Below are 18,154 nucleotides of genomic sequence, written 5' to 3'. Positions count from 1 at the left end.
AACGAAAGGAAGGCCCCGTCCGCACCCGGTGCGGACGGGGCCTTCCCCTTTTCCGGGGTTCACCTGCGGCCGAGCCTGCCGCTCTTGACCAGGCGCTGCGCGGCCGGCGAGGCCGGGTTGAGGGTGAGCGCCTGCCGGGCGGCCCGGCGGCGCAGGTCGTCACCCTGCTTGCCGAGCTTCGCCGCGGTCTCGGCGATCCGCAGCCAGACCAGGGCGCGGCCGCTGTCCGCGGAGATCCGGGCGGCCCGCTCGATCGCCCGTACGGCCTGGTCGTTCTCCTTGCGGCGGATGTGGGCCTGGGCCATGCCGAGGAGCAGGTCGAGGTTCTCGTGCTCGGTGAGCAGCCGGGCGCCGACCTCCAGGATGCCCTGGTCGTCCTTGGCCTCGACGAGCGAGGCGAACCCGCTCAGCGAGATGTCGGTGACGGGGCCCTCGTCCGGCTCACCGCGCTCCCCGGTGCCGCGCAGGGTCCAGCCCAGGCCGCGCCGCCACTTCCAGGTGCGCGGGCCCGGCAGTTCCAGGCGGGTGCGGGTGCGCTCGTTGAAGTGCATGGACAGCTCGGGGCGGGCGTCCCATCCGTCGACGGCGGCCGCGACGTACTCCTCGGCGACCGGGCGCAGGAAGGCGTACCGCTTGGGCTGCATGCAGTAGCCGACGGCCTGGACGTACGGGGTGACCTCCGCCCGGATGTGCCCGGCGTCCAGGATCCGGTCGGCGGGGGCGGCCGTCGCCGCGTCGAGGTCGGGGACCAGGGCGTGGGTGAGGGTGGCGGGGATGCGGTTGCTGTTGGCGTAGGGCCGCATCCGCCGGATCACCTCCAGCGCGCCGATCTGGGCGACGGGGATCCCGTACAGGGCGCGGGCGGTGAACAGGCCGGTGGAGAAGCAGCCGATCACCCGGTGGGGGCGCAGGTACGCGAAGACGGTCTCGGCGAGGACCGGGACGTCCAGGACGAGGAAGGGGACCCCGGACTCCCGGGCCGCTTCGGCGAGCGTGTCGGCGAGGCTGGAGGGGGCGCTGGGGTGCGGTTTGAAGACGACGGAGGTGTGGCCGAGCCGTACGGCGTGCTCGAACATGCGCCGGTGCAGCTCCTCTTCCTCCTCCTCGGTGAGGATGCCGAGGGGGGAGAGGTACTGGCCGAGGAGGAGCGCGGTCCCGGAGCCGTTCCCGGTCATCTGCGGCGGGATCACCCGGTCCAGGATCGGACGGCACTCCTCGGTGAGCTCCGCCATCAGCGCGAGGACGGCCTCGGTGCGCACGGGTTCGGAGGGGATCCCGTACTCCGTGAGGAGCATGGGCAGCAGGGTGGGGATCAGGTCGAGGTAGAGGACCTTCCCGATCCGGCCGTGGATGGGGCGGGGCAGGTCGTTGCGGGTGGGGCCGTAGCTCATCACCCCGTCGGCGTACACGGCGAGGCTGGCGTCGGAGAAGATCTTGCAGAGCGTCTGGGCGGGCTTGACCTGGATGGACTCGACGACGAGGTCCAGGGGGCCGGGCCGGATGCCCATCTTCTCCCCCATGACGGTGCGCCAGAGGGGGGCGTCCTCGTCGCGGGGGCCCCACAGCGAGGGGTGGAACGGGTAGATGAGGTCGTTCCAGTAGACGACGCGGTGGAAGCGCGCGAGGACGGCGGCCGAGCCGGGCATGCGGTGCAGCGGGGTGGCGACCTCGGGGATGTCGACGTTGTTGCAGACGAGCAGGATCCGCTCGCGGTCGTCCCGGCCGAACTGGCCGGCGTCGATGGCGGCGGCCACCGTCATGGCGCCGTAGAGGGTGGAGGCGGCGAATATCCGGGTCATCGGGCGGCGGCGCCCTGGTGCTGGGACATCAGTGCCCTGAGCTTGTTCACGCGTGCGGAGTCCATTCCTGCCAGGGTGCCTTCCAGGATGTCCTGGGGAAGGGCGAGGAGCATCTGCGCGCTGCGTTCCAGGAGCAGGCCCCGGGTGAGTTCGTCGTAGTCCCCGGCGCGGTTCAGGTGAATGACGATGAGCGCGCACAGAGTTCGCATGGCCTTGAACGACAGTTCATATCCGCGCGGGTGGCGGCCGAGCTCGTCGAAAACAAGCCGGAAGGCCGGAAGGAAGTCGAGCTGGCGTTCGTCCGGGATCCTGGTGAGGGAAGTGGACACATCACGGCGGTAGAAGACGCCGTGGAGGTCGACCACTCCGAAGGAGCGCGTCCGCAGGTGCAGCTGGTAGAACCAGTGCCGGTCCTCGGCGGTCCGCAGGCTCTCCTCGAAGAACAGCGCTCCCGCCGCGCGCAGCCGCTCGCGGTCGTAGATGCCGGCCCATACCGAGGGGTAGTCGATGAAGGTGGAGGCGTCCACCGGGCCCATGTAGTCCAGGGGATCGAGCGGAAGGGCCCTCGGGGCGAGCGGGGGCATATGGATCTTGCGTTTCCTCCCGTAGACCCGGACATGGCCGGTGCGCAGGAAATCGACGCCCGACTGGCTCATCCAGCCGACCAGTTCCGCGAGATATCCGGGGGCATACCAGTCATCCCCGTCGAGAAACGTGAAAAAACGCCCCCGGGCCGCCGCGAGACCGATGTTGCGGGTGGCGGATATCCCCATGTTCCGCTCATTGCGGATGAGTACGGCGCCGGGAATCCCGGGGACCGCCTCGCGCAGGATCTCTGATGTCCCGTCAACGGACGCGTCGTCCACGACGATGAACTCGAAGTCCTCCCGGGCATTCAGGGCCAGGGACTTCAGCGTCGTCCGGCAGAAGTCGCGGACGTCACACATCGCGACGATTACCGAAAGGGTCACCATGGTCGGCTCTCACCTTCTCCCCATTCACCGACACCGCGCCATCATGTCAGAGCCTCCCGGAGAACCCGAACGGCGCTTGGGGTGTGACGTACAACTCCCCGGGCGGTCGAGGCCTATTCGTGACACGTAAGGCTCGGGTAAGGATGTAAGGTCTAACGGGCCGCGCGGCCATCCCGCCCGTGTCCGCCCCCAGCCGCGGCCCCGCCGACAGCAGTTGGGCTTCGCCGACCGACCGGGAATCCACCAGTGCGCATCCACGTGCTCGCAGACTCCGACACCCGCTGGAAATGGGGTGCGGGGCTGGCGGTGGGCCTGGCGCCGGGCAGCGAGGTCCACGCGCACATGCTGCGCGGCCGGAGCACGCCGACCGCGCGCCAGCTGGCGGAGGTCGGCATCACCCCCTCCTCGATCACCGAGTCCACGCTCGCCGAGTTCGCGGCCACCCCCGCGCTCGACACGGCGGACCTGATCATCCTGGGCACCGTCGGCGGCGCCACCCACGCCGCCCTGCACGCGCTGGCCCGCCGCTTCGCCGGGGCCCCGCGCCGGCCGATCCTGATGACCGGCTACGTCGGCGTGGTCTACGAGAAGATGGCCGACGGGCTCCTGCTGCGCGCCGGCGCCGATATCGTCCTCGCCAACAGCCCTTTCGACCGGCGCCGTTTCACCGACGTGTACGAACCGCTCGGAATTCCCGCCTCCAGCATCGTCCAGACCGCGCTCCCCTTTCTCGACCAGCGGCCCTACGACCCCACCCGGACTTTCGCCGAGCATCCTTATACGGTGTGCTTCGCCGTCCAGCCCTCGGTACCCGCCGACCGGGCCGGCCGGCTCTACATGCTGCGCCGCGCGATATCCCACGCCCGGCTGCGCCCGGGGCGCGACGTCCTCATCAAACTCCGCAGCAGGCCGGGAGAGGCGACCACCCATGTCGAGGCGTTCCACTACCAGGTCCTCGCGGAACAGCTGGACGAACCGCTGCCGCCCAATCTGCATTTCGTCTACGGCAACATGTCACAGACCCTCGACCGCACCGATCTCCTGGTGACGGTCAGTTCCACGGCCGCCCTCGAATCGATGCACCGGGGAATGCCGACCGTCATCCTGAGCGATCTCGGGGTGCGGGAGATCCACGGGAACCACTACTTCACCGGCTCCGGCTGCGTCACCGACTGGACCGCCATAGACGAGGGCGCCGCCCCGATCGCGCACGAATCGTGGACGGTCGACCAGGGAATCCGCGCCACCGACCCGTATCGCGAACTCCGGGACCGGATCGTCGCATTGCGCGGCCGCCCGCTGCCGCCCGTCTCCCCCTATTACACGGCGGAGAGCGCGCCCGAATACGTCGGTACGCTGTTGCGCCGCCGGGGCCTCGATCCCGACGGCTCCCCCGGCGCGGGCGCCGTCGCGGCCCGCTCCCGCGGCCCGATGCGGCGCACCTCGCGGCGCATGCTGAAGGTCGCCTACCAGTTCGGGGTCCAGCGCGTGGCCCCGAAGATCCAGCAGTGGGGCGGCGTGTGAACACCCCCCGTACGAGCACCCCCGCCCCCGCACCCTTCCAGGAGAGCAGCCCCGTGAACGTCACCGCCGTCATACCCGCCCGGGGCGGCTCCAAGGGCATCCCCGGCAAGAACACCGCCGAGGTCGGCGGGGTCCCGCTCGTGGCCCGCGCCGTCCGCGCCTGCCTGGGCGCCGCGCAGGTGACCCGGGTCGCCGTCTCCACCGACGACGCGGCGATCGCCCGCGCCGCCCGGGAGGCCGGGGCCGAGGTCGTGGACCGGCCGGCCGAGCTGGGCTCGGACCGGGCCTCCAGCGAGTCCGCGCTGCTGCACGCGCTGGACGCGCTGGAGGAACGTCACGCCGCGCCCGTGGACGTCCTGGTCTTCGTCCAGTGCACCAGCCCCTTCATCACCTCCGAGGAGGTGGACGAGGCCGTCCTGGCCATCGTCCGCGACGGCGCCGACTCCGCCTTCACCGCCGTGCCCTTCCACGGCTTCCTGTGGACCGCCGACCCCGACGGCGGACCCGGCCACCGGGCGCACGGCGTCAACCACGACAGCGCGGTCCGGCTGCGCCGCCAGGACCGTACGCCCGAATACCTGGAGTCGGGCGCCGTCTACGCGATGCGCGCCGAGGGCTTCCGCCGCAGCGGCCACCGCTTCTTCGGCCGCACCCAGCTCGTCCCCACGGCCCCCGAGCGGGCCATCGAGCTCGACGAACCCGGCGACCTCGACCGGGCCCGGGCCCTGGCCCCCCTCCTGGACCCCCCGCAGACTTCGGCGAACCCCTCGCCGCGACCCCCGCAGTACCCCGGAAAGGAACTCTGAACAGTGGTGCACAGCAACCGGATCCGCCGCATCGGAAACAGGGAGGTCGGCGCCGGCCGGCCCACCTATGTGATCGGCGAGATCGGGATCAACCACAACGGTGAGCTCGACAACGCCATCGCGCTCATCGACGCGGCCGCCGACGCGGGCTGTGACGCGGTGAAGTTCCAGAAGCGCACCCCCGAGATATGCACCCCCCGCGACCAGTGGGACATCGAACGGGACACCCCCTGGGGGCGGATGACGTACATCGACTACCGCCACCGGGTCGAGTTCGGCGAGGACGAGTACCGGGCCATCGACGAGCACTGCGCCGAGCGCGGCATCGACTGGTTCGCCTCCCCGTGGGACACCGAGGCCGTCACCTTCCTGGAGAAGTTCGGCGTGCCCGCGCACAAGGTGGCCTCCGCCTCCCTGACCGACGACGAACTGCTCCTGGCGCTGCGCGCCACGGGCAAGACGGTCATCCTGTCCACCGGCATGTCCACCCCGCAGCAGATCCGGCACGCCGTGGAGGTGCTGGGCAGCGAGAACATCGTCCTGCTGCACGCCACCTCCACCTACCCGGCCAAGGCCGAGGAGCTGAACCTGCGGGTGATCAACAGCCTGGAGGCGGCCTACCCCAACGTGCCCGTGGGCTACTCGGGCCACGAGACGGGCCTGCAGACCACCGTGGCCGCCGTCGCCATGGGCGCCTGCGCCGTCGAGCGGCACATCACCCTCGACCGCGCGATGTGGGGCTCCGACCAGGCCGCCTCCGTCGAGCCGGGCGGCCTCGCCCGTCTGGTCCGCGACATCCGCACCATCGAGACCGCCCTCGGCGACGGGGTCAAGAAGGTCTACGAGTCCGAGCTCGGCCCGATGAAGAAGCTCCGCCGCGTCCCGGGCACCCTCGCCGCCGAGGGCGTGACGACCTCGGCATGAGCGACACCCTCGCCCTGGTGGAGAGCCCGGCTCAACTACTGAATGTCCTGGAGTGGGCGCACGTCCACCCGGGCGAGGCAGCGTCCCTCACCATCGCCGTGCTCCAGCCGGTGGACCCGCGCTCGCGCGCCCAGGTCCGCCGGCTGTGCCGGTACGCCTCGCAGGCCAAGGTGGTGTGGCGGCGCTACGAGGTGCGCGCGGGCTACCTCGGGCGGGCCGGTGAGCTCGTACGCCTGGGCCGTGCGGTCGCGGCGGCCCGCAGGCTGGTGATCGGGGACCTGTTCTCCCGGACCATCCAGCTGCTGCTGCCGCGCTCGCGGGCCCGCGAGGTGGTCGTCGTCGACGACGGCACCGCCACCACCGAGCTGGTGGCGCTGCTGACGAGCGGACGGCAGCTGACCCGCTGGCACCAGGGGGACGCCAAGTCCGCCAAGGGCGGCCCGGTGAACCGGTGGCTGGCCCGCGAGGAGCTGGAGCGGTCCGTCTTCTTCACCTGCATGCCGGTGTCCGCGCCGCCGGGTGCCGAGGTGCGGCCCAACGAGTACGCCTGGAGCCGGGCCACCTTCGGCCCGGCGCGGCCCCGTCCCGGGGCGGACCTGGCGGGCAGTTCCCTGGTGGAGACCGGGGTCATCGACGAGGACCGGTACATCGAGGCCGTCGGCTGGATCGCCCGCACCCGGGCGGCCGGCCGCTACCTGGCGCACCGCCGGGAGAGCACGGCCAAGCTGGAGCGGATCGCCGGGCTGACGGGCATGGAGATCGTCCACCCCGAACTGCCGCTGGAGCTGACCGCGCTGACCGAGCCCATAGGCCTGTCCCTGCTGACCTTCGCGTCCACCATCGCCTACACCCTGCCGATCGTGCTGCGCGGTGCGCCGGTGCGGGTGGAGCTGTGCGAGATCGACGACGCCTGGATCACCCCCGACACGGCGGCCCGCTCGGTGGACTTCCTGCGGCGCATCTCCAGCCTGGCGATCGCCCGCCACGGCCTGTCCAGCATCCCCCCGCAGGGGCGGCGCCGGGCCGGCGGCCTCTCAGAAGCGCTGCCAGCGTCCCAGTGAGAGGCCGGAGGCGTCCTTCTGCCGGCTGACCAGCAGCTCACCACGGGCGCTGATCGAGGCGATGACGACGAGCCCGTGGGCGTCGACGGCCAGGGCCGGCGAGTCCAGGCCCTCCTCGCCGATCTCGGTCCACCACAGCCCGGCCGCCTCGTTCTCCGTCGGGTACGCGGCCAGGGCGGTCCGGCCGCCGACGGCGCGGTGGGCCAGCACCGTGCAGTCGTACCCCTCGACCCACGCGCGGACGGCGGCCACCGCCCCGTACGCCGGACCGCCGCCCAGGGCCATCACCCCGGCGCCCTCCCGGTAGGCGAACACCCCGCTGCCGTCGGCCGCGTGCCAGAAGTGGGTGACGCGGCCCGGGGCGGTCTCCAGGGTGCCCACCGACCCGTCGCAGGCCAGGTACGGGACGTTCTCGCCCTTCTCCATCGGGCCGCCCGGGCCCCTCTGGGCCCAGAAGGTGAGCCCCTTCTCGCCCGGGGCGGCGAACCGGACGCGGCCGTCGGCACCGGAGGAGGCGCAGCCGGCCTCGAAGGTCATGCTGCCCCGCAGGTCCTGCCACCGGCCCCAGTCGCCCTTCGCGTCCTGGCGTTTGACGTGGATGCCGCGCCCGTTGTTGCGGACGAAGACGTGGGGTGCGCCGTGGGCGTCCACCGCCACGGCCGGCGGGCCGCCGCGCAGCGACATCTCGACGTTGTGGTAAAGGGTGCCGAGGGATTCCCAGGGGCTGATCGGCCGGCCGGTCTGGTACTGCACGGCGTGGTGGTAGGTGAGGGTCTCGGCGCCGTCGGGGCCCTCAGCGCGGTGGCGGCGCCGGGCCGCGAAGTGGGCGTACCCGTCGGGTCCCTGACCCACCGACACGTCGCTCAGCCCGTCGGCGGGGAAGAGGTCGGGGCCGCTCCAGCCGGGGCCGCCGGGGAACTCCTCGGTCCAGCGCAGCAGTCCGCTCCCGGTGCGCGCGTACGCCGTGAGCCGGCCGTCCTTGCCGGCGAGGACCCAGCGTCCGGCCACGGGGCCCAGGGCCACGGAGTCGCGGTCACGGGCGGGGGCCCGGCCGGCTTCGGCGGAGCGCCGGGGCGATTTGTTCGGACTGCGTCTGGATCGCGTCGCCATGGACCGAAAGCAACCCTTCCGCTTCACCGTTCGAACAGAAGCAGGATACCCCGGGGGTCATCTGACGGGGTCCTGCGTCTATGTTGGAGCCCGCGCGCTCCCCCGCCGCGCTCCCCCGCCACCCGTTCGGAAGGACCGGTCCCCGGGCATGACTTCAGACGCCGCTGCCACCGACACCGACACCGACACCGCCCCGGCCACGCCGGAGCCCGTCGCGGCCCCGGCCCGTTCGCGCGCGAGCCGGATCCGGCGGGGGCTGGCCTGGACGGCGGCCGTGCTGGTCCTCGGCTCGGCCGGAGCCGGCTGGTGGGTCTACAGCCACCTCGAGGGGAACATCGACAGCGTCGACCTGGACCGGGCGATCGGCACGGACAACCGGCCGCCGAAGGTGGTGGAGAAGGCCCAGAACGTCCTGGTGCTCGGCTCCGACTCGCGGGCCGGGGCCAACGCCGAGCTCGACCACGGCAAGGTCAGCGGAGCCCGTTCCGACACGGCGATGCTGGTGCACATACCCGAGGGCCGGTCCCGGGCCACCGCGGTGAGCATCCCCCGCGACACCCTGATCACCCGGCCCGAGTGCAAGGACGGGGACGGAAAGACCGTGCCCGGGGCGGAGCGGGTCATGTTCAACTCGGTCTACTCGGTGGCCGGCCCGGCCTGCGTGGTCAAGACCGTCGAGCAGCTCTCCGGGATCCGCGTGGACCACTTCGTGGAGGTGGACTTCGCCGGCTTCAAGGGCCTGGTGGACGCCCTCGGCGGGGTCACCGTCACCCTCGACGAGCCGATGACGGGCGCGAAGGGCGGCCTCAAGCTCGACGCGGGCACGCACCGGCTCAACGGCACGGACTCGCTGAAGTTCGTCCGCACCCGCTACGGCTACGGCGACGGCAGCGACCTCGGACGCATAGGCCTCCAGCAGCAGTTCATGCTCGCCCTGCTCTCCGAGATCAAGAAGCAGGACGCCCTCGGCAACCCGGCCCGGCTCTACAAGCTGGCCGACGCCGGGACCAAGTCCCTGACCACCGACTCCGACCTGGCCTCGCTCAGCGCGCTGGCCGACTTCGCGCAGAGCATGAAGGGCGTGGACCCGTCCACGATGGAGACCATCATGCTGCCGGTGGCCTACGACAAGGTGGACCCGAACCGGGTCGTCATCGCGCAGGAGCAGGCCTCCCAGCTGTGGGAGGCCCTGCGGACCGACCAGAAGGTGCCCGCCTCGGCGAAGGACTCCCCCGCCAAGGGCGGCGGCGGCAAGGGCGCCAAGTCCAAGTCCCCGGCGCCCTCGCCGTCCCCGTCGGCCTAGCCTTCCGCGCTCCTCAGAACTCGGCGTCCCGTCCCGCCTGGGCGAGGCGGCTCTTACGGATGCCGTACAGGAAGTAGACGACGAAGCCGATCACCATCCAGGCCCCGAAGCGGACCCAGGTCTCGGCGGGCAGGTTGAGCATCAGCCAGAGCGAGGCCCCCATCGACAGGATCGGGATCACCGGCACCCACGGGGTGCGGAAGGACCGGTGCAGGTCGGGGCGGGTCTTGCGGAGGATGATGACACCAAGGGCGACGATGACGAAGGCGAACAGGGTGCCGATGTTGACCAGTTCCGCCAGCTTCTCCAGCGGGATGAACCCTGCGATGACGGCGATGATCACGCCGAGGAGCATCGTGGCCCGGTAGGGGGTACGGAACTTCGGGTGGGTGACGGAGAACAGGCGCGGCAGCAGCCCGTCACGGCTCATCGCGAAGAACACGCGGGTCTGTCCCAGCAGCAGGATCATGGACACCGTGATGAGGCCGACGGCGGCACCGAGGCTGATGGCACCGGAGAAGAAGGGCTGGTCCACGGCCCGGAAGGCCTCGGCCAGCGGAGCGGACGGCGACATCTCCTTGTAGTACTGCATGCCGGTGACGATGATCGTGACGGCGACGTACAGCAGGGTGCAGATGAACAGCGAGCCCAGGATGCCGCGCGGCATGTCCCGTTGGGGGTTCTTGGTCTCCTCCGCCGCGGTGGCCACCACGTCGAAGCCGATGAAGGCGAAGAAGACGAGGGAGGCCGCGGTGAAGATGCCCATGACGCCGAAGTTGGTGGGCGTGTAGCCGAACATCAGCTGCACCAGCGGCGCCGTCGCCCAGCCCCCTCCGCCGGTCTGTGGCTCGGCGTGCGGGATGAACGGCGAGTAGTTGTCGGCCTTGATGAAGAACGCGCCCGCGACGATGACCAGCAGCACCACGGTCACCTTGACCGCGACGACGATCGCGGTGATCCGGGCCGACAGTTTGGTCCCGACGACGAGGATCGCGGTCAGCACCAGGACCAGCAGGAACGCCAGGAGGTCGAAGCTGCCGCCCTCGTCGCGCCCGGTGAGGGCGACGGGCATGTCCCAGCCGAGGTTGGTGTGCATGAGGTGGCGTACGTACCCGGACCAGCCCACGGCCACCACCGCGGTGCCCAGGGCGAATTCGAGGACCAGGTCCCAGCCGATGATCCAGGCGGGCAGCTCCCCGATGGAGGCGTACGCGAAGGTGTAGGCCGAGCCCGCCACCGGGACGGTGGACGCGAACTCGGCGTAGCAGAGGGCCGCGAGGGCACAGACGACGCCCGCGACCACGAAGGAGAGGGCGGTGGCGGGTCCGGCGTTGTTGCGGGCGGCGATGCCCGTGAGGACGAAGATGCCGGTACCGATGATGACGCCCACGCCGAAGACGGTCAGGTCCCAGGCGGAGAGGGATTTGCGGAGCGCGTGCTCCGGCTCCTCCGTGTCACGGATGGACTGTTCCACCGTCTTGGTACGGAAAGGGCTGTTGAGATCCGAGCTCACCGACGCACCTCCCAAGAAGTACGCGAACGGGCCGGGAGGCCCACCCTTCAAGGGTGATCTCCCGGCCCGTGTGGTGCAACCGCGCGATCCGGCCGCCGTGCGGCTAGTCGACGGTGGCGGCCGGCTCGCTCTCGAAACGCCCGTCCAGCTTGGCCACCAGGCCGGTGACCTGACGGGCGATGTCCGGGGCGGTCAGACCGATCTCGGCCATGATCTCCTTGCGGAGCGCGTGGTCGAGGAACCGCTGCGGGATTCCGAAGTCACGCAGCGGTACGTCCACTCCCGCGTCCCGCAGGGCCTGCGCGACGGCGGCGCCGACACCGCCGGTGCGGCCGTTGTCCTCGACGGTGACGACGACCCGGTGCCGGTCGGCCAGCGGGGCCATGGCCTCGTCGACCGGCTTGACCCAGCGGGGGTCGACCACGGTGGTGGAGATGCCCTGCTTGTCGAGCAGGTCGGCGATCTCCAGGCACATCGGGGCGAGCGCGCCGACCGAGACGAGCAGGACGTCCGGACGGGTGACCTCGGGGGCCGGCAGGCGCAGCACGTCCATGCCGCCGACCTTGCCGACGGCCGGGACGGCCGGGCCGACGACGCCCTTGGAGTAGCGCACGACGGTCGGGGCGTCCTTGACCTCGACGGCCTCACGGAGCTGGGCGCGCAGCTGCTCGGCGTCGCGCGGGGCCGCCAGGCGCAGGCCGGGGACGACCTGGAGGATGGACATGTCCCACATGCCGTTGTGGGAGGCGCCGTCGTCGCCGGTGACACCGGCGCGGTCCAGGACGAAGGTGACCCCGCACTTGTGCAGGGCGACGTCCATGAGGACCTGGTCGAAGGCGCGGTTGAGGAAGGTCGCGTAGACGGCGAAAACCGGGTGGACGCCGCCGGTGGCCAGGCCCGCGGCCGAGGTGGCGCCGTGCTGCTCAGCGATGCCGACGTCGTAGATCCGGTCCGGGAAGGCCTCGGCGAACTTGTTGAGGCCGACCGGGTGGAGCATGGCGGCGGTGATGCCGACGATGTCCGGGCGCTCGTGGCCGAGCTTGACCATCTCGTCGGCGAAGACGGAGGTCCAGCTGGCGGCAGCGGTCTTGACCGGCAGGCCGGTGTCCGGGTGGATCACGCCGACCGCGTGGAAGCGGTCTGCCTCGTGCTCCAGGGCCGGGGTGTAGCCGCGGCCCTTCTGGGTGAGGCAGTGCACGATGACCGGCCCGCTGAAGCGCTTGGCGCGCGTCAGGGCGGACTCCAGGGCCTCGATGTCGTGGCCGTCGATGGGGCCGATGTACTTCAGGCCGAGGTCCTCGAACATGCCCTGCGGGGCGATGAAGTCCTTGAGGCCCTTCTTGGCGCCGTGCAGGGTCTCGAAGAGCGGCTTCCCGACGACGGGGGTGCGCTCCAGGATCTCCTTGCCGCGGGCCAGGAAGCGCTCGTAGCCGTCCGTGGTGCGCAGGGTGGCCAGGTGGTTCGCGAGGCCGCCGATGGTGGGGCCGTAGGAGCGCTCGTTGTCGTTGACGACGATGACGAGCGGACGGTCCTTGGCGGCGGCGATGTTGTTCAGCGCCTCCCAGGCCATACCGCCGGTCAGAGCGCCGTCGCCGATGACGGCGGCGACGTGGTGGTCCTCGCGGCCGAGGACCTCGTTGGCCTTGGCGAGGCCGTCGGCCCAGCCGAGGACCGTCGAGGCGTGCGAGTTCTCGATCACGTCGTGGTCGGACTCGGCGCGCGAGGGGTAGCCGGAGAGGCCGCCCTTCGAGCGCAGGCCGGCGAAGTCCTGGCGGCCGGTGAGCAGCTTGTGGACGTAGGCCTGGTGCCCGGTGTCGAAGAGGACCTTGTCCTTCGGCGATTCGAAGACCCGGTGCAGGGCGATCGTCAGTTCGACCACGCCGAGGTTGGGGCCGAGGTGCCCGCCGGTCTTGGAGACGGCATCGACCAGGAAGGACCTGATCTCGGCGGCGAGCTGGATCAGCTCCTCCTGGCTGAGCCGGTCCAGATCGCGCGGTCCCTTGATGCGGGTCAGCAGCACCCGTGCCTCCTTGCAGTTGCTGGCTGGTCTGTCGAGTCTAATGTTCCGCTCGCGCGCGGAATCATCGGGCGGTGCCGGGAGGGGTACACCCTTTGTCATACCTGTACACCTCACGGCGCGGTCACACCTCCCAAACGGACGTATGACCGCACATCCGTACGTACATATGTACGCACAGGTGCCCGGTGCCACACGGAGTGGCACCGGGCACTGTGACGGGTCTTACCGTCCGGGTGACGCCCCGGGCGCGCGGTCAGGCGCGTCCGGCCGTCTTCTGGGTCTTGCGGGTGACCGAGTCGATGACCACGGTGGCGAGCAGGACGGCACCGGTGATCATGTACTGGATCGGGGTCGCGATCCCCTCCAGGGCCAGACCGTACTGGATGGAGGTGATGACCATGACGCCGAGGAGGGCGTTCCAGGTCCGGCCGCGGCCGCCGAAGAGGCTGGTGCCGCCGATGACGGCCGCCGCGATGACGTTCATCAGCAGGTCGCCGGCGCCGGCGCTCTGGTTGGCCGCCGCGATCTTGGAGGCCCAGAAGAGCCCGCCGATGGCGGCGAAGGTGCCGGCGATGGCGAAGACGGCGATGCGGATGCCGTTGACGTTGATGCCGGCGCGGCGGGAGGCCTCGACGCTGCCGCCGAGGGCGAAGACGTTGCGGCCGAAGGTGGTGCGGCGCAGCACGAAGTCCGTGCCGACCAGCGCCAGGACGAAGAGGACCACCGCGAGGGGCAGGCCCTTGTACTGGTTGAACACGACGGCGGGGCCGAAGGTGAAGACGGCCAGCAGGCCCGTGCGCAGCAGGACCTCGCTCAGCGGCCGCGAGGGGACCCCGGCGGCCTCCCGGCGGCGGTTGTCGGTGTAGGAGGCGAGGAAGTACGCCACCACGGCGACCGCGGCGAGGCCGTAGCCGGCGGCCACGTCCGAGAAGTAGTACGTGGTGAGCTTGCCGACCACGCCGTCGGGGTCGAGGTTGATGGTGCCGTTGCTGCCGAGGATCTGGAGCATGGCGCCGGACCAGAAGAGCAGGCCCGAGAGGGTGACCGCGAAGGCGGGGGCGCCGATCTTGGCGAAGAAGAAGCCGTGCAGTGCGCCGATCAGGGCGCCGCCGGCGACGGCGGCGAGGATCGCGAGCCATTCGTTGACGCCGTGGGTGACGGCGAGGACGGCGACGATCGCGCCCGAGACGCCGCTGACGGAGCCGACCGAGAGGTCGATCTCGCCGAGCAGCAGGACGAAGATGATGCCGACGGCCATCATGCCGGTGGCGACCATCGTGATCGCGATGTTGGAGAGGTTCTCCGGGGAGAGGAAGTTCGAATTCAGTCCCTGGAAGATGCCCCAGATGATGATCAGGCCGAGGACGACCGGGATCGAGCCCAGGTCGCCAGCCTTCATCTTGCGGCCGAACTCGCTCAGGTAGCCGGACAGGCCCTGCTCGCGCACGAGCAGGCGCGGGTCCACCGCGGGTATGGCGTCCGCCGGGGCGGCCGGGTTGGCCAGTCTGGCCACTTCCTCCGCCGCGGTGTGGTGTTCGGTGCTCACTTGCGGGCCTCCCCGGTGCGGGCCGCCCGGCGGGTCACGGCGTTGTCCGTGGCCCCGGTGATGGCGGAGATGATCTCTTCCTGCGAGGTGTCGGCGACGTTGAAGACGCCGTTGTTGCGGCCCAGGCGCAGCACCGCCACCTTGTCGGCGACGGCCTTCACGTCGGCCATGTTGTGGCTGATGAGGATGACCGCGTGGCCACGCTCGCGCAGCCGTTCGACCAGGTCGAGGACCTGGGCGGTCTGCTCGACGCCGAGGGCGGCGGTGGGCTCGTCGAGGATGACGAGCTTGGGCTCGCCCAGCATCGAGCGGGCGATCGCCACCGTCTGGCGCTGGCCGCCCGAGAGCGAGGCGATGGGGATCCGGACGCTGGGGATCCGGATGGACAGGGTGGTGAGGAGCTCGCGGGCGCGGCGCTCCATCTCCACCTCGTCGAGCACGCCGTAGCGCTTGAGCTCGCGGCCCAGGAAGAGGTTGCCGACGACGTCGATGTTGTCGCACAGCGCGAGGTCCTGGTAGACGGTCGCGATGCCGAGGTTCTGGGCGTCGTGGGGCTTGCCGATGGAGACCGGGCGGCCCTCCCACTCGATGACTCCGTCATCGATGGGGTGCACGCCGGCGATCGTCTTGACCAGCGTGGACTTGCCGGCGCCGTTGTCGCCGACCAGGGCGACGACCTCACCGGAGTGGATCTCGAGTTCTACGTCGGTCAGGGCCTGGACGGCACCGAACCGCTTCGAGACCCCTCGCAACGCCAGCACGGGCGCAGCGGACACATGAACCATCTCCTTCGCCGCCTGACCGGCGGGGATGTCGTGCAAAAGAGCAGGAGCGGGGCGGATGGGGATACGGGATACGGGATACGCAATTCCGCGGGTACGCGGATACGTGGAGCGAAAGGTGAAACGTTCCTGCCCGGCGCCCCGCGGGTGGCGGGGGTATGAGGAGCGGGGCGCCGGGCAGGGCGGGGGGCCGGGTCGCCGCGGAGGGGGCGAGGGGCCGGGGGCCTTACTTGAGGCCGAGGGTGGCGCAGGCGGCCGCGTACTTGTCGGTGCAGATCTCGTCGACCGTGTAGACCCCGTCCTTGACGACGGTGTCCTTGATGTTGGCCTTGGTCAGCGAGACGACCGGGATCAGCACGGAGGGGACACCCTTGGTGGTCGGGCTGTCGACCTTGTTGTTGATGATGTCGTCGGCCTTCTTGCCCTGGGCGAGGGCCACGGCCATCTCGGCGGCGGCCGCGGCCTCGGGGGCGTACGGCTTGTAGACGCTCATGAACTGCTCGCCCGCGACGATGCGCTGGACTCCGGCGAGTTCGGCGTCCTGGCCGGTGACCGGGGGAAGGGGGTTCAGGCCGGCCGCCTTGAGGGCGGTGATGATGCCGCCGGCCATGCCGTCGTTGGCGGAGTAGACGCCGATCACCTTGTCCTTGCCGAGCGCGGAGAGGGCGCCCGCCATGTTGGTGTTGGCGTTCTCCGGCTTCCACTCCTTGGTGTCGTACTCCTTGCCGATGGTCACCTTGCCGTCGAGGACGGAGTGCGCGCCCTTCTTGAACAGCGCGGCGTTCGGGTCGGTGACGGAGCCGTTCATCATGACGATCTGGCCGTCCTTGGCCTTGTCGCCCAGGGCCTCCAGCAGGGCCTTGCCCTGCACCTTGCCGACCTCTTCGTTGTCGAAGGAGGTGTAGGCGTCGATCGGGCCCTCCGCCAGGCGGTCGTAGGCGACGACCGGGATGCCGGCGTCCTTGGCCTTCTTGACCGAGCCCGCGATGGCCTTGGCGTCCACGGCGTCGATGATGAGGACGTTCACCTTGTTGGTGATCATCGTGTCGACCTGGGAGTTCTGCGTGGTCGCGTCCTGCTTGGCGTTCGCGTAGACCACCTGGGCCTTGCCGCCCGTGAGATCCGAGATCTTCTTCTCGATCAGCGGCTTGTCGAACTTCTCGTAGCGCGCGGTCTGGTTCTCCGGCAGGAGCAGCCCGACCTTGATCGCGTCACCGGCGGCGGCGCCGGAGGGCTTCTTCTCGCCGCCCCCAGCCTCCTTGGCACTGCCACAGGCGGCCAGCGAGACGGCCATGGCGCCGGCGGCTACGGCAACGGCGGCTCTACGCATACGCGTGTTCATGAAGTGAACCTCCCTGACGAGGCCGCAACGCTGCGGCCGAGGTGGATGTGAGTCAACCCCGGCCGCGAGTTTGCCGTCAAGGAGTGAATCCTTAACGAGATGACAACGGAGTCATCCGTTATCTAAATGAAGACACGGCGGCGGGGGCTCGCATCCCAATCCCATTTTCCGCCAAAACCGTCGAATCGCCCATTTCACTGAGTACGAGGGCGAGTGCGCCGAGTACTTCCGCACGAGCGCCCAGGGAGCCCGTCAGTACGGACAGCTGCCGGGCCGCGCTGGGGATGGCGTACCGCCCCACGGATTCCCGGATCGGCGATAGGACCAGCTCACCGGCCTCCGCCAGCGAGCCGCCGAGCACGATCCGGCTCGGGTTCAGGAGGTTGCAGAGGCTGGCCACGCCGCTGCCCACGTGCCGGCCCACGTCGGCGATGACCCGGCGGCAGCCCGGGTCGCCCTCCCGGGCCAGCTCCACCACCTTCTCCATCGTCAGCTCCGGGCCGTGGCTGCCCTGGAGCAGGGGCAGCACGTAGCGGGCGGCGGCGAAGGTCTCCAGGCAGCCGCGGTTGCCGCAGCGGCAGACCGGGCCCGACTCGTCCAGGGTGATGTGCCCGATCTCCCCGGCGGTGCCGCCGGGACCCCGGTAGATCTGCCCGTTGATCACCAGGCCGGCGCCCACACCGCTCGCCACCTTGATGTACGCCAGGTCCCTGACCCCGCGCCCGCTCCCCCACACCAGCTCGCCCAGCGCGCCGAGGTTCGCGTCGTTGTCCACGTAGACGGGCACGCCCAGGCGCCGGGAGAGCTCCTGGCGCGGATTGATCCCCGCCCAGCCCGGCAGGATCGCGGTGGAGCCGAGCGTTCCGGACTCCACGTCGATGGGGCCGGGGACGCCGAGCCCGACGCCGATGACCTTGTCACGGGCCACGTCGACCTGCTGGACCAGCCGTCCGACCAGCGCTTCCGCCCGGTCGAAGCCGTCCACCCAGGAGGCGTCCACGTCCAGCGGCTCGGATTCCTCGGCCAGCACCTGGTGCGCGAGGTTGCCGACGGCCACCCGCAGGTGGGTGTGGCCGAAATCCACGCCGATCACGATGCCCGCGTCCCCGCTGAGCGAGACGCTGCGCGCCCGCCGGCCGCCCGCCGAGGTGTCGGTGACCTCGACGGTCCCGCCCTCCTTGAGCTCCCGGACGATGTTGGAGACCGTGGCCGCCGACAGTCCGGTGGTGCGGGCGATCTCCGCCTGGGTCAGCGAACCCGCGAGGCGCACCGCCCGCACGACCCGCTCCAGATTCGCGCGATGCAGTGAGGACTGCGATCCGGGAGTCTGCACGACTCATCCACTCCTGCCCATAAGCGACGGCCATCCGTCGCCCCCCGGCCGGTCGTCACGGCTGCGTACTCCGAGACCCCGGCGTCTCTCCAACTTGTGAACCTTAAGTCGAGCCTT

At 70.7% G+C, this 18,154-nt stretch carries 14 protein-coding genes; 5 read left to right on the top strand and 9 right to left on the bottom strand.

Annotated elements, in window-relative coordinates; translation table 11 throughout:
• Positions 1–59: 59 nt before the first annotated feature.
• Together ABT403_RS10105 and ABT403_RS10100 are read right to left on the bottom strand one after the other, a co-directional pair.
• Positions 60–1,799, bottom strand: coding sequence for a polysialyltransferase family glycosyltransferase (locus tag ABT403_RS10105; RefSeq protein WP_344166200.1), 1,740 nt, complete (start codon positions 1,797–1,799; stop codon positions 60–62).
• Complete coding sequence (locus ABT403_RS10100; RefSeq protein WP_344166199.1) at positions 1,796–2,773, bottom strand: glycosyltransferase family 2 protein; 978 nt, start codon at positions 2,771–2,773, stop codon at positions 1,796–1,798. Before ABT403_RS10100 ends, ABT403_RS10105 begins: the two co-directional genes overlap by 4 nt.
• A 246-nt stretch (positions 2,774–3,019) precedes the next feature.
• Between ABT403_RS10100 and ABT403_RS10095 the strand changes: the two genes are divergently transcribed.
• From ABT403_RS10095 to ABT403_RS10080, 4 genes are read left to right on the top strand one after another with little or no spacing between them, the layout of a single operon-like run.
• A complete protein-coding gene (locus ABT403_RS10095; protein ID WP_344166198.1) occupies positions 3,020–4,297 on the top strand; it encodes a DUF6716 putative glycosyltransferase in 1,278 nt (425 codons plus the stop codon).
• Positions 4,294–5,103 carry an acylneuraminate cytidylyltransferase family protein gene (locus ABT403_RS10090; protein WP_344166197.1) on the top strand — a complete coding sequence of 270 codons (810 nt, stop codon included), beginning with the start codon at positions 4,294–4,296 and terminating at the stop codon, positions 5,101–5,103. The genes ABT403_RS10095 and ABT403_RS10090 overlap by 4 nt, the downstream gene beginning before the upstream one ends.
• 3 nt (positions 5,104–5,106) lie before the next feature.
• The gene (locus ABT403_RS10085; protein WP_425580286.1) at positions 5,107–6,027 is read left to right on the top strand and encodes an N-acetylneuraminate synthase family protein; all 921 of its coding nucleotides are present in this window, start codon (positions 5,107–5,109) and stop codon (positions 6,025–6,027) included.
• Complete coding sequence (locus ABT403_RS10080; RefSeq protein WP_344166196.1) at positions 6,024–7,088, top strand: hypothetical protein; 1,065 nt, start codon at positions 6,024–6,026, stop codon at positions 7,086–7,088. Before ABT403_RS10085 ends, ABT403_RS10080 begins: the two co-directional genes overlap by 4 nt.
• On the opposite strand, the gene ABT403_RS10075 is transcribed toward ABT403_RS10080, so the two are convergent.
• Positions 7,062–8,198 (bottom strand): PLL family lectin, encoded by a 1,137-nt coding sequence (locus ABT403_RS10075; protein WP_344166195.1) that lies wholly within the window; start codon positions 8,196–8,198, stop codon positions 7,062–7,064. The genes ABT403_RS10080 and ABT403_RS10075 overlap by 27 nt on opposite strands.
• A 148-nt stretch (positions 8,199–8,346) precedes the next feature.
• On the opposite strand from ABT403_RS10075, the gene ABT403_RS10070 reads away from it, so the two are divergent.
• Complete coding sequence (locus ABT403_RS10070; protein ID WP_344166194.1) at positions 8,347–9,501, top strand: LCP family protein; 1,155 nt, start codon at positions 8,347–8,349, stop codon at positions 9,499–9,501.
• A gap of 13 nt (positions 9,502–9,514) precedes the next feature.
• Here ABT403_RS10070 and ABT403_RS10065 read toward each other — a convergent pair whose 3' ends face one another.
• The 6 genes from ABT403_RS10065 to ABT403_RS10040 all read right to left on the bottom strand — a co-directional run bounded on the left by ABT403_RS10065 (position 9,515) and on the right by ABT403_RS10040 (position 18,037).
• A complete protein-coding gene (locus ABT403_RS10065) occupies positions 9,515–11,014 on the bottom strand; it encodes an amino acid permease (RefSeq protein ID WP_344166193.1) in 1,500 nt (499 codons plus the stop codon).
• A 103-nt stretch (positions 11,015–11,117) separates the two neighbouring features.
• On the bottom strand, positions 11,118–13,034 hold the full coding sequence (gene dxs / locus ABT403_RS10060; protein WP_344166192.1) for a 1-deoxy-D-xylulose-5-phosphate synthase: 1,917 nt from the start codon (positions 13,032–13,034) through the stop codon (positions 11,118–11,120).
• 253 nt (positions 13,035–13,287) lie between these two features.
• Positions 13,288–14,580, bottom strand: a complete 1,293-nt coding sequence (locus ABT403_RS10055; RefSeq protein ID WP_425580285.1) for a sugar ABC transporter permease — start codon at positions 14,578–14,580, stop codon at positions 13,288–13,290.
• Complete coding sequence (locus tag ABT403_RS10050) at positions 14,577–15,365, bottom strand: ATP-binding cassette domain-containing protein (RefSeq protein WP_042818391.1); 789 nt, start codon at positions 15,363–15,365, stop codon at positions 14,577–14,579. The genes ABT403_RS10055 and ABT403_RS10050 overlap by 4 nt, the downstream gene beginning before the upstream one ends.
• A gap of 223 nt (positions 15,366–15,588) precedes the next feature.
• Complete coding sequence (locus ABT403_RS10045) at positions 15,589–16,704, bottom strand: sugar ABC transporter substrate-binding protein (protein WP_344166191.1); 1,116 nt, start codon at positions 16,702–16,704, stop codon at positions 15,589–15,591.
• 118 nt (positions 16,705–16,822) lie between these two features.
• A complete protein-coding gene (locus ABT403_RS10040) occupies positions 16,823–18,037 on the bottom strand; it encodes an ROK family transcriptional regulator (protein ID WP_344166190.1) in 1,215 nt (404 codons plus the stop codon).
• Positions 18,038–18,154 lie beyond the last annotated feature (117 nt).

Origin of the sequence: Streptomyces sp. NPDC000075, assembly GCF_040301925.1 — a bacterium.
GTDB classification, from domain to species: Bacteria; Actinomycetota; Actinomycetes; order Streptomycetales; family Streptomycetaceae; genus Streptomyces; species Streptomyces polychromogenes.
Note: the sequence above shows the minus strand (reverse complement) of the source record. Positions and strands in the feature narration are given on the sequence as shown.

What these genes read in the sequence shown, in the direction of transcription:
- ABT403_RS10105 (WP_344166200.1), bottom strand. Translation starts at nt 1,799, where the DNA reads ATGACCCGGATATTCGCCGCCTCCACCCTCTACGGCGCCATGACGGTG.
- ABT403_RS10100 (WP_344166199.1), bottom strand. Translation starts at nt 2,773, where the DNA reads ATGGTGACCCTTTCGGTAATCGTCGCGATGTGTGACGTCCGCGACTTC.
- ABT403_RS10080 (WP_344166196.1), top strand. Translation starts at nt 6,024, where the DNA reads ATGAGCGACACCCTCGCCCTGGTGGAGAGCCCGGCTCAACTACTGAAT.
- ABT403_RS10075 (WP_344166195.1), bottom strand. Translation starts at nt 8,198, where the DNA reads ATGGCGACGCGATCCAGACGCAGTCCGAACAAATCGCCCCGGCGCTCC.
- ABT403_RS10070 (WP_344166194.1), top strand. Translation starts at nt 8,347, where the DNA reads ATGACTTCAGACGCCGCTGCCACCGACACCGACACCGACACCGCCCCG.
- ABT403_RS10050 (WP_042818391.1), bottom strand. Translation starts at nt 15,365, where the DNA reads ATGGTTCATGTGTCCGCTGCGCCCGTGCTGGCGTTGCGAGGGGTCTCG.
- ABT403_RS10045 (WP_344166191.1), bottom strand. Translation starts at nt 16,704, where the DNA reads ATGAACACGCGTATGCGTAGAGCCGCCGTTGCCGTAGCCGCCGGCGCC.